Origin of the sequence: Cumulibacter soli (assembly GCF_004382795.1) — a bacterium.
In the GTDB taxonomy this organism is placed as follows: Bacteria; Actinomycetota; Actinomycetes; order Mycobacteriales; family Antricoccaceae; genus Cumulibacter; species Cumulibacter soli.
On sequence record NZ_SMSG01000004.1, the window covers coordinates 308,921 to 324,686 of the forward strand.

The window sequence follows — 15,766 nt, forward strand, 5'->3', positions numbered from 1 at the left end:
GAGTTATGCCGGAGCATCCGAACGACGAGCAGATGGCCTGGGCCGTCCTTGATCTGCCTGACTGGGCCAATGAGGTCATCTCGTGGGTCGCGGGCGGCCAGAGTTGGCCCAAGGGCAGCGAGACCATGCTCCAAGAACTCGCCGACCACTGGCAGGAACTCTCCGAAGTCCTGCAGGATGCCTCATCCGAATATGTCGCGGCAGCTACGACTCTGAGCGAAGGCTGGGAAGGCCCCTCGTTCGAACAGTTCTACAACTTCTCCGAGGCCGCCTTCTTTGGCCAGGACGCCGGAGTTCCGGTGCTGGCCACGATGGCCGGACAGTACTCACAACAAGCGAGAGCATTCGCCACCGAAGTCAACTACGCGAAGATATCGATCAATATCGCGTTCTACATTGCGATTATTGCTGCCTTCATCTCGGTGATGCTGTCCTGGCTGACCGGCGGCGGATCGCTGGTCATTGGCGCCGCTGTTCGGCAAGCGTTGGTGACGGCCATCCGCATGGTGATGCAGAAACTGCTGACGGCAGCCGGTCGCAAATTCGTGCAGAACGTCGTCAAGAAGATGGTCATCAAGCAGGCGACGGTCGCCGCGGCGCGGACCGCGGGACAGTCGGCCGCCCGCCAGATCGCCACGCGGGTCGGCCGCGAAGTGGTCGAGGAGGTCGCCGAAGAGGTCTTCATCGACGTCACCACTCAACTCATTCAGATAAATCAGGGCAACCGTACGTCGTACGACGTGCAACGAACTGTGGCCGCAGGGGTCGGCGGCGCAGTCGGCGGACTCGTCGGTGCCGGACTGAGCTTCCCGCTCGGGCGCATCCCCCGACCCAGCAACGTCGTCGGTCGGCACATGACTAACCTGGCAATCTCTGCCGGCACGAACATGCTGGCCTCCCCTACCGGCAGCTATATCGCAAACGGCACGGTATATGGGAACTGGGACCTCGCGGCAGCGTTCAGCCCTGATGCTCTGCTTGGCGCCGCAGCGACCGCAGCCGGGCGATACAACACGGCCAGTCCATTTTCACCCGACACAATGACCAACCTGCGGACTGCGGCCACCTCGATGGCCGCGGACATCACCGCACCCAGCCGCTCGACCGCAGCAGCCCCTAGTGTCGCGCCCAGCAACGCCGGGCAGCCCTCGGTGAGCACGAACTCGGACGGCGCGACACAGAACGGCGGACAGTCACAGAGCTCGACGCAGAGCAGCACATCGTCGCAAGGCGACAGCGGTACGCAATCGTCCGCACAGACCAGTTCACAGTCGCAAAGCAGCGCATCGTCGCAAGGCAACAGCGGCACGCAGTCGTCCGCACAGACCAGCGGCCAGGCGTCACAAACTGGTGCCCAAAGTTCGACCGCCACAGATTCTGGTTCCGCTGCGCAGTACTCCTCCAGTACGCCGGTGGCTCAATCCGCGGACACCTCCACCTCCAGCGACGGCGGACAGCAGAGCGGCGCGGTCGCCACCGGCGCCGCACCTGGCGGCCAGTCCGCACCTGGCGGTCAGTCGACACAGGCGGGAACCGGCTCGGGATCGCAGTCAAGCAGCCAAAGCAGCACTCAATCAGGTAGCCAGTCGTCGCAGAATAACTCGCAGTCCAACACAGCATCGAGTTCGAACTCGACCGAATCGACGTCGGCACAGACCACATCATCAGAATCCACGTCATCAGAGACCACGAGCACGACGCCGGCATCCAACACCGAGAACACCGGCGCTACCGCGGAGGTGAGCGACGCCGGAGCCACCAATACGGCGACCGACAGCACCGCGGGAGAGAACAGCACCGCGGGAGAGAACAGCACCGCAGCAGCCGAGGTCGCGTCCAGCCAGAACGCCGACGTCACGACGGAAGCAACTACCACTGTCGAATCGACCGCCGCCGAAGAAACCAGCACCTCCGAACAGGCCTCCGCCGAGGAAACCAGCACCTCCGAGCAGAACTCCACCGAAGAAACGGCCACCTCAGCGGACAATTCTGCGGAGACGGCCTCGGAGGTTGCAGATCCCGCCGCCACGCCCAGCGACCCGGCGGCAGCCGACCAAACGTCAGAGGCCGCCACGCAGGTCGACGAATCGGCAGCCAACGAGGGCGAAACGACAGCCAACGAGGGCGCCTCAAACTCGCCAGACGCGTCCGCTCCGAATGAGCAAGCCGGTACGTCCACCGCCGAGAACAACACCGCCGCTAACCGACCGGACACGCAAACAGATGCGGTCGCCAGCCCAGCCGGTCACAGCTCGACCCCCGGCGTCGCGACGACGTCGGACAGCACAGCGCGCGCCGAAAGCCAACAATCTCTGCGATCGCGCCTCGGATCGATGATCAGTCCGATGATCGCGTTCAACGTGCCGGTGGTACCGCCCGCCGTCCGGCTTGCCGCCGACAACTTACAGACGGCCGACTTTGATACTCACGGGATCAATCTGACGCCGACTCAGATCAGCGCGGCGATGTCGCACACCTTCTCCGCTGACTCTTCGGTAAGTCGCGATGGTCAGCACGCGGTCACCGCGGCGCAAGAGGCGTACGCACGGCTCATCGGTGGAGACCCAACGCAAGCCGATGTCGATCTACTTACCCACCAGGTAGCCGAAGTAACCGTGTTGCAACACCTGACGAGCCAGGCTGCGGCAGATGGACCAGCGCCCGCTACGCGACAGCAAGCCGCGCAGCAAAAGGACGAGCGCGCGAGCACCGCGACGAGGATCGCCGACCAGGTTTCGCCACGACAGCAAGGTTCTGAGTCCACAACTAACGCCGATGACACGTCATCGCCCGCCGACGGGCCGACGTCTGCTACCGAGGACGTCGTTCCCTCCGTACCTGTCCGCAGCGATATCGATAGCGAAGCGACGTCCGACGAACAGACCGAATCCGCCGCCGAATCAAACTCACCACGGTTAACCCAGATCGCGTCCGGGGGGACAAACCAAACCACGCCCGCGCTGCCGGATCGGGCAACTGCCGAACTCGCCGAACGCGGCCGACTGATGATCGCCGCATTGCCGGATGATGTGCTACGCATCGTCGCGACATTGGATGGCCAGCAGATCCACACAGCGGATGGTCCGGTCCCGGTCACGACGCAGATGATCCAGGACATCAAGCAGCACCTATTCCACAACATCATCACGCACGTCACCAATAACGGCGAACTCAAGATGCCATTCGCCGGCGAAACTGGTGTTGCGGAGGCCTGGCTCCGGCTCGCAACCGGCGACACCAGCCATCTCGATACCGATCTACTCCTCATCACCCACGAGCATGCCGAGATTACGGCGATGCGTGAGGGCATGCCACAACACGAAGCACACAAGGTCGCGAACGGCATCGCGCCGTGGGAAAATTTGAAACTGGACCCCGCTCACCCGCTGCTCACCGCGTTAGATTCCAATAGCGGCGTGCTCACATCCGGGAATTACCAGAGCGATCCGGTCCGGTCCGCGGAGTACGCACTCGCACGTATCGCGAACGCGCTCGTGAACGAAGAACTTCCCCAGCTCGACGAAGTGCTGCTCGACCGGTCGGTGCGTAAACGTCTTGCGACCCAGATCGCCGATATTCGGGCATTGCAGGATGAGGCCACCGCAGACGCCCAGCAGTCGACGAGTCAGGCGGAGCGGTTGGCTGCCGCCGCGGAGGCCGAAGCCGACCTGAATCGCAGTGCGGAGTTGCGCGAAGCCGCTCAGAAGGCCCAAGATGAGGCGCACGCGCATCGACGTACCGCCCAGGAGCACGAGGGCATTGCCACCGAACTGCAGATCGACCTAGACGGCGCAGTCGCCGCGCGGCGGGCTGCCCTGAACCGGGCGCTGACGACCGCCGGTCCGGCCGGAATCCTCGAACTCCTCGGCAATCCGCACCTCACCCCTGGCTCGATAGATCCTCGCTCCGGTCGCGGACACAATACGCACCCCAACGCCCTGTCCAGTTACCGCGCCCCAGCGCTGCGACAGATCGCCGCCGACCTCGGCATTCCACTAGCCGGAGCACGCACCAAGAACGACGTCATCAGTCAGATCACGCAGCATCTGAGTACCTTGGCCGATCCGCCCTCGCCCGATGCGACCCCTCAACAGCGAGCCGACCACGAGGCGGCACAACGGACATTGGCAGCACAGGTGGCAGCGGCGCTCACCGACAACGCCGAGTTCAATGCGCAGCACGACGACCTGCACCACGCGATCACCAACCGTCTATTCGAGCACCTACGGATGCGCTTTCTGGAGACGGTCGCCGACAACGACCCCCGCCCGGAGAGCGAGCGTGGCTACGGACGCCTCGAATTCCGGTGGACCGAATTGGGCGGTACGCCGAGTTCGACTGAGTTCGAAGTCGAGCACACCGGGCTACCCATCGGCATTACTCACCCCCTCGGGCTCGGCTCCGCGGTCGCGAACCTCGACGGGATGCGAGGACGGACGGGACTGGAACTGAAGGACGGCTACGCCGCCATGCTCGAAGACGGCGAGTTCGTCGGACGGCACCGCCGGGACCTGAGCCGTCAGTTCGCGCGTGAAATCGCCGCGTTGCGCAGCCACGTCGCCGCTGAGGCAAACCAACGGGCCGATGAGTTGGCGCGCACCATGCTCGACGAATCCGGTCACACCGCCGCGACCGCGCCGCCCGAGCTCCGCCGAGAGATCCTCAGCGCACGCAATGCAGCCCGCGCGGAGTTTCTCGCCACTCATCCACCCCACGTCGATGTCGTTTCCAGCCATCCAGAGGCACGCGCGGCGTTCGCCTCGATGGTGGCCACCGATCCGAATCTCGCTCCGTTCATGAGCGTGCTGTCGCCCGATGAGCACCGCACGTTAATGCGGCAGGAGGTGGAAGCTGCGGCGCACTCCCGGTATCCGGAAATCACGGTCAAGGCCCGCGAAATCGTCGATTATCATCGGGAACTGCTCGGCGGTACACCTGCATCGGGCGCGCGCGCAGGCACAACCTTCCCGACTGGCAACGCCGACCCTGGCGAGGGTCGACCGCCGTCGCGGCAGGTGGCCGAGCACGGACTCACGACTGATCCGAACAACAGCGGCACGCTAACCACCGACGCACTTCGCACGCTGCTGGAGCACACCCCACGCCGCGGCGCGTCCGTGCTCGACCGGCTTACTAGAGCACTTGGGATGACGATCACCCAAGCGGCCAGCGATGACAGCACGGTTCGACTCACTGTGGCCTCGCCGACCCGCTCGTTGACGATTAACCTGTCGACGGTCGACACCTCAACCGATTCCGTCGCGTCAATCGAAGATGACGTCGCCCGCATGCACATTTCGGATCCCGCCAGCATGCAGGGCCGAGGCGCCGAGCGGGCGATCGAAGCAGACGTGGACATCACGCTCTCGACGCGCCTATCCACCGCCGACGTACCCATCGTGATCGCACAAGAGATCGCTCGCGCGAGCGCGGCCCTCGAACCGGACGCGGTGAACAACTCAGAAGACCTGTTGACCGACGACCCACGGCAGCAAGTTCCCCCGGTCATTTCGCAGGTGGCCACCGATACCGATCCATCACTCAGTCCGCGCGATATCGGCCGGCTTACTGGATTGCTGATGCGGTTCGATGACCTCGAGGCGCTCAAGCCACGTCATCGCGCTGCGGCCCGCGCCGCCGTTGCCGCAGAACTGACCGCGCTCGGGCTCGATCTCACCGTCAATCGTGACGCGGACGGCAATCTCGATCCGGATACGATCAGCCAGTACTTCGCGCGCCTACAAGGGATCCCGGACCTCGACGGCAGTTCTCGATTGAAGGACGCGGTGCGTTCGTTCAACACCAACGAGAACGGAGCTATCCCGGACATGCCCGCCCCTGTTCGCCAGTTCACCGTCAAAGCGCTGGCGGCACAGGCGATCCCCGCCGCAGCGACGGTAGGTGCGGCGACGTTGATCGGCGCTATCGACACCGTACCGATACTCATCGCGACCGCGGCCGGCGGCGCTGTCGCGACCGCCGTCTCGGTCATCGCGGACATCCGGAAGTTCCACAGCGCCGCTGACAACACCCGAGTCGCCAATGACCGCAATCCGCGCACCGCCGACCAGGACCGTCAGGCAGGACAGTTGCGCAAGGAACTGCACGACGTGCGCAGCGCACTGGCAGAGAGTGAATCGCTGGGCGGTGTGCACGCCGATGAGTCGACGAGCAGCGAACAGGCGCGTGCTCGGCTCCGCGCATTGGCCGACGCGCATGCGCGTGGTCAAGCCGAAGTAGGTGAACACATCGCGCGTCAGCGAACTACGTCGCCCAGCCGCGACGTCGATTCGCTGGACAAGATTGCCAGCGCGTCGACCGTACGGTTCAAGGCAATGGGCGGCGCCTTGGCCCGCGCGATGGCATTTGGCGTCTTCCCGATCGCCGATGTACTCACCGATCGCAACGTGATAGACGTGATCCAGATGTCGACGACGCAGTCCGTCGCGATGAGCGTCGCGGCGGCCGGGTACCTCGTTGCCGGTGCGATCGGCGGCGGGCTGCTGCGCAAGGTCGGTTTGAGCGGCGACCCGGGGATCGACCGCACGAAAGCGGAAAGAGAAAACCGGGTCCAGGCGCAGAAGGCTCAAGCACGCCAGGTCGCCACCGACGTGGCTGCCAAGGACGCGTATGAAGCTCAAAGCGCGCAGATCGATGAGCTGCTGAGGCGGGCCGAACAGCAGGAGGCCGACGCCGAGCGGATCGCCGAGATCACCGCGCTGTTGCAGGACGACGCGGACAACCTCGAGCTACATACCGAGCTCGCCGCGATCGCCGACCGCGCACGCGCCGCACTGCCCGGCACCCCTGTGGTTACTCCGACGATCGATACCGCTCGCCTTGAGCAGGCTCTCGACAAGGTCCTCGACGCGACCGCACAAATCGTGTCGGCGCCGCTGTTCACTCGGCTCAATCCATTTCGCCGGCTACGGCGCCAGATTCGGTTGGCCATCGGCGAGGTCGACGCGGCTGTCGCCGACATCGCCAGCCGATACGGCGAACACATCGCGACATCCCTTGATGAAATCTCCAACGGTCCCGACCGGGAAGAGGCGATCCGGCTGCAGCAGCGCCTCGAAGAGCGAGTCCAGCAGAAGCTCGCCGTACTGCAGGCTCATCCGGAGAATGGTGCGCGACTCACCGCTGGACTGTCGGACTTCGCGTCCGGGCGCTACTTCGCCGCAGGTATCTCGGTCTTCACCAGCCGAATAGCCTCGACGATGATGGCCGCCGGCGGCATGAGTAGCTCCGCGATCGGCGCCGCACTATTCGCCGGTGCGTCCGCAACGGGCCTCGGTTGGCAAGGCGAGCGGTCGATCGAAATGACCAACGAACTGCGTAAGTTCCATGACCGGTTCGCTCGCCCGGACAAGTGGAAGTCTCTGGTTGCCGTGCAGGAGGCCGCGCAGCCGGGAATGGCCCGCGATCTGGTGGCCAGCCATATCACGGACCGGAACATCGAGATCTTGGCCCGGATCGCCGACCTCGATCCCGCCCTCACCGAGCAGACCGCAGAATCCGAACCTGACGTCACTAGCGAACCCGCGGCGTCCGACTCAACGGCCGGAACCGTAGCCCCTGCCTCAACGACGAACTCCGACCCGGCGGTACGACGAGTCGCGTCTCGGCTGTTTTATCTCGGGCGCTTCTCCACCGCTCCGTTTGTCACTGCGATCGCCGACGTGCTCACCGGACGCTCTGCGGTTTCGGCGCTCGCGGCAGTTGCCTCTGCCGTTGGGACCGGACCGGCCGAACGCGCAGGCAAGATCGCCGAAGAACGCGCTCCGGAGAAGGTGGAAAAAGTTCGCGGCGCCCTGCAGAAGGCCGAGCGCGAGGCGCAGGATGCGCGACAACGCGCACATCGTGCGAATCCGCAACTCGATCGCACTCCTCGGCAGCAAGTCGAGACGCTTCAGACAACACTGCAGGGTCTCTCACGCAACGACATGATGGTTCGAGGCGAGGCGATCCGGCGGGCACAACGGCTCGACCGTTGGCTCGAGGTCATCGCGCCAACGCTGGCCACCGAGTCCGATGTGGCCGTGCAGGAGGAACTACGGGACCTACGTGCCGCCGTCGACGCGGCGCTGGGCGAGGGCCAACCGCATACCGCGATCGACGCGATGAATGAGTCCGAAGCCCGGCGGCTCAACCAAACCCCGGAGCAGGTTGCCGCGTATCTACGCGACGAGGTGGCTGCTGCGCGGGCACGAATCGCACACACCGACGACGCCACGCGCGTTCTAGACCTACCAGAAGAAACAGTCGGCACGCTCACCGCCGACTCGATCGCCACCTTGCTCACCCAGGAGTCGGTACGCGCGGACGCGATCGCCGATGACCTCGCACAGCTGCGCACCGAAACGGCCGGTCTGCAACCGCAACTGACCACATATCTGGATTCACACCCAGCGGGGCGCGTCGCGATCGAGAACGCCCTCACCTCGCTCGACGCGGCCCGGAACGCAGCAGCGGCTGCGGAGCAGCGGCTCGAACGCGCCAAGACCCTGAGCCACCGCACCGCCCGGCTGATCGAACAGCCCCACCCCGCACGACTCGACGACGCCGTCCGCACCGTCCACTCCGTGCGCGGGCGGACTGGGCTGAGTGCGGAAATCGATGCCGCCGCACAGAACCTCGCCGAGGTCCGCGACGCGCTCGAAGTAGCGCACCAGGCGATACCGATCGCAGAGCTCGCCGCACACAGCGAGCAGGCGCGAGACGCCGCGCGCAGCATTAATGCCGACAGTACGTCGGCGATCGAGGCGGCCCGGGCACTGAGCACCCGGGTCGGCGACGGCATCGACACCACCGCGCTGGCCGAGAGCATCGCGCGAATCGACGCACTCAACCGCAGCGCGGCCGATCTCGCTGCCGACGCCGCACGGGCCGCCGACTCGGCACAAGCGCCTCAGCCCGCACTACCTCCGATCAACGCGTTGGCCATCGTCGCGGATGCAGCCACCGAACTGCGGGCCCAGCGCAGTGACCTCGACAATGCGCTCGCACTGCTCGAGCGGCACAGCGCGGTCGCCATCGCGGAGTTCGAATCGCGCCGCTCCACACAGCGGAACTCCCTCGCGCAACAGGAGGCACACCAAGCCAGCGAGCACGCGCGGGCAGCCTTCGCCGCGCAGCAGCGTCTCACCACCCGCGCCCTGCACAGCCCGAGCACTCACGAACACGTCAACGCCGTGCGCACTGCCGCTGACGCAGCGACCGAAGCAGCCGCGCAGGCGCAGCAGCAGGCTCTCGTCGTCGAGAACACCCACACCATGCTGCAGCGCGTCGCCGCCCGGATCGGCGCCGAGCACACCAACGTCGACACCGAGCGCCTCAGCGCGATCGTCGCGCGTCTCGACGCAGCGGTCACTGCCGTAGCCGAGCACACAGCCACCGCGGAGCAGTCAGCGTCGAACGTCACGATGCACGCCGCTCACGCCAATGCGATCGCCGCGCTCGACGCGCACGCGGAGCGCCGCACCGTGCTTACCGCCCAACTTCGTGAGCACACTGATGCGCGTACACGCCGCAGCGATTCTGCGCCGTCCGCTATCGCTGACGAGGCAATCCGGGACCTACAGCGATCCCTCGGCGCGGAACTCGACGAGCGGGTAGCAACGCTCGAGACACTCTCGGCGCTGCAGCAGGCAGACGTAGCGCAACTTACCGACGTGACCGCTCGGCTCGAATCGACGGACGATCCCGCCGCCATCGACCGACTCTCCGAGGAGGTCGTCGCCCGCCTCGCGCAGATCGATTCGGTGATGGCGGATGCGCGCGAGCGCGCTTCACTGCTACAGATGGCAAATGGTGCTGCCGACGCTGCGGATGCGGTACTCGCGGCGCAGCGCTCGGTCGACGCACATACCAGCGAGCTCACCGCTCTCAACGTCCGCATTGATGCCGCCCTGGCCGACATCCCGGCCGATTTCGTCGCGTACGACGCGGCCGGCAACCCGACACGGATCCCGGCCGAACGTGCCCATGAGATGTACCTCGACGCGCGTCGCAAAATCCAGATCGCGCAGGCCCTCCTCTCCGCGTCGACGACAGCGCTGGCTGGGATCCACGAACAGCTGCGGGCCGACCTACCGGCGGCCGGCACACGTATCCGCACCGCTGGTTCAGCAGCGGACCGCGCTGCGGCGCTACTGAGTGACGTACGCGATCACCTCGCTGACGCCGCACGCGTGCTTGCCGATGACCACAACGCAACTCCACCAGATACCCGCCAGGGCGGCACAGGTCGGCATCGGATTGTCCCGGCCGACACTCCCCAGCCACCACACACAGGCGATCAGGGCACCGCTGGGTCAATGACCCCGGCGCAACAGGCCGCGCGAGAGGTATCGCGGGTGGCCCAGGACGCGACCCGTGCGGCGGCTGATTCGTTCGCGCAGTTCGGGCCCGTCGGCGAGGTGTTCAATGCGGCTGCTGTCCTTCCCCGCGGGGAAAACAGCCAGATCGACGCTGCATTGGCATCGGCCGAGGATGCCGCCGCGGCGATGACCGAGGCTGCCCAACGCGCCCAGGACGCCCTCGATGAGGCCTCTGCACTTGAACGCGCAGCAACCGAGACGGCCACTCGGATCCGGAACGCACCGCGCGGTGTAGACACATCTGTCGATCTGGCGCACGTGCTCGCCTCTGCCCGGCGGGCTGCGGAGTTGTCCGCCGAATTCGGGTACCAAACGGGTCTACTCGATGATGCCTCGGCGAGGGTCATGCACCACTCCGCACTCGCGGTCCTGTTGCATACCGCCGACACGGTCGCGTCCGCGGTCGCCTCGGCCCACACCGACCTAATGCCGCTGCGTGAGGCTATCGACCACCGCTCTGCGGCGCTGGATCAGTCGCTCGCCGACGAGGGGGCGCCGCTGCCGACCGCGGACATCGCCGAGGCCGCCGGATCGCTGCGTTCCCTGCAAACCGACCATGCGCGGTTAGTGCCACTCGAACAGAGCCTTGAGCAGTTGGCCCAGACGACTAGAGACGCCGTCGCCGGACTTCACGTCGGCACTGAGACTCGAGCCGCTTCCACGCTGCTGACCGATGCCCAGGCGCACCTGGGGCGCGCCACTGAGTTGAGCCAGCGGGTCGCCGAAGGAGCCCGGGAATCGTTGGAGTCCGCCGGGCACTTCGTCGCGCCGGCACCCGCTGGTATCGCCGCGCCCGATCCAGCCGCGCAGGACGCCGTTCGACTCGCCGCTGACCGCGCGAATGCCAAGGTCAATGAGATCCGCCTGCTATTGACGACGGGTGACCCGCAAAGCCAGGACGCAGCACGTAGCGCACTGCAGGCCCGCCTCGACGCGAATCGAGCAGCCGAGCGTAGCGCCGCGCTGACCGGCGACTTAATGGCGACCGGATCGCCCGCACAGCCGGGCGCAGCCGACGTCCTCGCGCGCGCGGGAGCGGACGCCGCGCAAGCCGAGACCGCTGCCGAAGAGGCCCTTCGTACTGCCCTGGCCGAGACGACCGCGAGCACCGTGCGTACGGCGTACGCGACAGCGCTCGAGGCCGCAGCGATATCCGCCGTAGACGAGATCACGGGTGCTCGTCGATTGGCCGCAGACGCGAACGTCATCATGTCTGCCTCCCATCGCGATGGCTTGTTGTCGGCAGCGGCGAGCGTCGAGCAGATGACGGCCGAGATAGCCGATCAGGTAAGGGAACTGGAGCAACTCCGATTCGATGCGAGTGCCGAAGCCGCGGAATCCGCACCACATCAGTCCACGCTGGACGCGATGGCGGCGCGAGCGACCGCCCTGGGTACGCGCATCTCGGACTCCGCCACGAACCTCACCGCACAGGCGCAGCGAGGCGGCCTTCTTGCGGAGGTCGTCCGGACCGCTAGTGCGGCACGCCACGCACTCGATGCGGCCGGCACCGGGCCTACCGATGCACTAGCCGATTACGTCCGCGAGTCGCTGCCGGCGGTGCCCGTCGATAATCCCGACGCCGCTGACGCCGTCGATGGTGCGAGACAAGATCTCGCCGCGATCACCGACAGTGAAAACGAATTGGCTGAACTCTCCGAGGCGCTGCGCGCCCACGAGGCCACATTGATTTCGGCCGCCGACGACTTACTGACAGACTCATCGATCCGCGCGCACGACCTCCAAGGGCGCCTCGCGCGCGCCGTCGAAGCCGTAGCCGACCTGAGTGCGCAGGTGGAGGTCACCGCCGCACAGGGACCGGCGCGTGCCGAATCCGCGTACGGGCACCTCACCCAGGCCGCGATTCAGAACCTGTCGGCGACTGCCCGCGCTTACCTTGCAGACGTCGAGGGACGTGGTACCGATCTCGAGGCTCAGCTCGCGGACCTACCGGGTCTGCGCCTAGACACCGATCGCTACGCGACGTCGACGGATCCCCGCGTCATCGACGCCACCGATCACGCCCGCACGTCCCTGCAGGCGCTCGAAGCAGCCCATCAGCGGACGATCGCCGAGCGCGAGGAGGCCCGTCGTGCTTTCGACACACTGGAAGACCTACGCCACCAGCCGCCGCGTTCGGTTGCACAGGCGGATTCCGCGCTCTCCGATGCGCACGCTGCGCAGACGGTCCTAGAGCACACACGCACGCAAGCCCAGGTGCGCTCCGAGGCCATCGAGCGAGAGATCGGGCAGGCCCGGGTTCAGCTGGACATCGCCCAGACCGCGGCGGGACTGAGCGATACGGCGGCGACACTCGAGGCGCTGCAGGACCGACTCACCGCGACCCTGCGGCGCGCTTCGGACCTGCAAGCCGAAATCCCGGACACCTTGAGCTGGCGCTCGGAAACCCCAGCAGTGCGCGCCCACACCGAAGCTACCCAGATCGCAGACGTCATACGCGCAGCGCGCATCGCCTTCACCGAGGCGACCGCATTGTTGTCCACTGCTCCCGATCTCGCTGCAGTCGATTCACAACTCGCCGAGCAGCGCATCCGCGCCGCAGAAGACGAGCACGACGCCGCCACGAGACTTATCGACGACGCGCAAGTATCGCTCACCGCGGTCGCCGACAGCGTGCGCAATGCATCCTTCGATCTCGCCCACGCGCTGCCGGAGCCCACCGTGCGCACCCGAGGAAGCGACCTGCCGATAGCCACCGGTCGGACCCTGATCGAGTCGAACGCTGCACTGAACGACTCACGCGAGGGACAGCAACTGCGCCTAGCGAGGGACGCGGCATCGGCGCTGCGATCCGAATCCGCAACTACACTGCACGCAGCACGCACCCATCTCGAGACCTCGCGCGCCCAGCTGCAGTTCAACGCCCGCGGGCTTAGCCGCGCTGATCGCGAGACGCTGGCTGCGATTCTTGCCGATATCGATACTTCCCTTCGAGGTATGGAAAGCAGCACGCGGACATTCGCCGCGGCGGCCGCACGAATCAGCGGTATCGGCGACCCGCTCGGGACAGCAGCGGTACACCTTGCCTTGCCCGCCAACCAACGCGAGATCGACAATGCCGCGGCCACCGCAGAACGGGTGCTCGCCGAAGTCGCCACGGCGCGTTCCGAGACTGATGCCCATACCGCCGAGGTCACCGCCCGCTCACGCGCACTGGAGCAGGCATTGGAACGTCTCACCGCGCACCATCGGATCGGCGATGATCAACGAGCCCACACCGAGACCACTCAGCTCGTCGAAACACTCGAACGGCTCCATGCAGCGCTACCGGGCGGTGAGCCCACGGTGCACGTGGAGGCAGCGAATGACCATCTGGCGGCCCTACGCCAGGCGCACCAGGACATCAGCACAGCCGTGGCGCGCCAGGACGGCCGTCATGACGCAGTCCTGGACGGCTCCGATCCGCAGCAGGCTGCCGATGCGCTGACCGAGCATGATCGGGTTGTGCAGAATGTGCGGCTCGCGCGCGACAGTTACCGCGAGGCACTCGCCAGCCTCCGACACCACGCCCACGACGTCGCCGCGCAGCAGATCGCCGACGCGACAACGCGAGCCGACGAACGTCGGGACCGCGATGTTGCGGCGGCGGCGCAAGCGGCTGAATCCGCACGTGAGGCGCTCCAGCAAGATCTACAGGCCGCTCTCGCGGAGATCACCCAGCGATCTGAAGATGCCCGCACCACCCGCGAGAGCGATCTCGTCGCGATCGACGGCGCCGACCGACTGCGCAATTATCCGCGCGTACGCAGCATCGAGCGGACCTACCGGGCGGAAGTCGACCAGGCTATCGCCGACGAGGCCCAGGCACGACTGGACGCGGCTACGGAACTCGCGCGGATCGATGGCGACGAGCAGAACGCCATCGCGCAGGCCGAACAACGACGTATCACCGAGATTGCTGACCAGAGCGCCGTCGCCCTGCACGAGCGCCGACGCACCGTCACCGACCTCGCCGCGCTCGTCGCCGAACATCGTCACGAGGTCGCAGGGACCGACGCGGCACCCGAGCTGCGACGGCTCGCAGAGCGCTCCGAACGCCTGCGGGTACGCATCAACGAACGCATGGGCACGGCACGTCGCGAGGCGGCCACCGCGCGTGAGGCGCGGGACACGGAGATTACTCGGGCGCTCGCCGAGCGAGATGAGAACGCGTACCGGTCCTATCGATCGACGCTACGTCCGCCGCCGGATCGCACTGACTTCGAGCGGCAGATGCGGCTGTGGCGTCAGGTGCTTACGGGCGTGACGATCACTGCTGAACGCGATCGGTGCGCCTTGGATCCGGGCCGGGAATGCACGTGCCCGAGGATCACGCCTGCAGACTGTCCATTGACGCCGGACCTGCCCACTGATCGACAGCCCTCGGAGCCCGATCGGCCCGGACCAGAGTCGACGACGCCCGAGGAGCCAGACGCCTCCGACGAAGACACTCCGTCGGATGAACCATCAACGCCGGAGACCGAGCAGACGGATCCGGACGATGACGAGCCATCGCAAGGTCCGCAGCAGTCCACTGACTCTTCCACTGAGCCAAGCACCGACGACCAAGACCAGAACAACCCAGAGCACGATCCTGGCCACGGGGACCACAACCCTGCAGATAATCACGAACCCGACTATGACCAGAAACCGACGATCGCGCCCAGCGGTCCCGCCGCCGTACCGACCGGCCTAGCGGCCGCCGAACGCGCCGCCGAACGGCTCGGCGCATCTCTCGCGCGCATCAGCGCCACACAAGTGCGAATCACGATGCCACCCCAGACGCCATTCACCTTGATATTCGAAACGGGCGACTCGGACGGTGCGCAGGCGCTTGTCGTCACGATCGACGGGCACGCCCTGCGCATCGTGCTCGATATGAACGCGAGCACCGCGGATATCGCGCTCGAGGTCGCGGCGCTTACCTCGGCCGCGCTGCTGCAGCAGACCACATTGTCCTTCGGCGACGAAACGCTGTTGTCGCCGACTTCCCGCCCGACCGATGGCGCGCTGCTGAGCATGGCCGACCAACGCCAGGTGGCCCTGCTGCAAGAGTTGGTGTGGCAGTACGAGCACACCACCCGAGGGCTGCAGGACGCCGTAGCCATAGCACTCAACGAGCGGGCGGAGGCGATGGGACTGGACCTTGACGGCGGACCGGAGGCATCCACACGCCGGGGACTGCTCCCCCTGGAACTACAACAGCGACTGTCCGAAGTGCTGCCCGACTGGGATAGCCCCGCGACACACACCGCTGAGTTGGGCGACGGGATCAACGATCTCGATATCGAGCACGAGGCGCGCGACATCGCCAGCACACCGATCTACGACCTCATCGATGCTGCTTGGCCACCCAGAGACGGAGTCAACTAGGCCCCCGCCCC

1 protein-coding gene is annotated in these 15,766 nt (G+C 66.2%); it reads left to right on the forward strand.

Annotated elements, in window-relative coordinates:
- The first annotated feature begins 5 nt into the window (after positions 1 to 5).
- Positions 6 to 15,755, forward strand: a complete 15,750-nt coding sequence (locus tag E1H16_RS10840) for a WXG100-like domain-containing protein (protein WP_134323889.1) — start codon at positions 6 to 8, stop codon at positions 15,753 to 15,755.
- Positions 15,756 to 15,766 lie beyond the last annotated feature (11 nt).

Excerpts from the sequence above, each read along its gene's own strand:
- E1H16_RS10840 (WP_134323889.1), top strand. The coding sequence starts at position 6 with ATGCCGGAGCATCCGAACGACGAGCAGATGGCCTGGGCCGTCCTTGAT.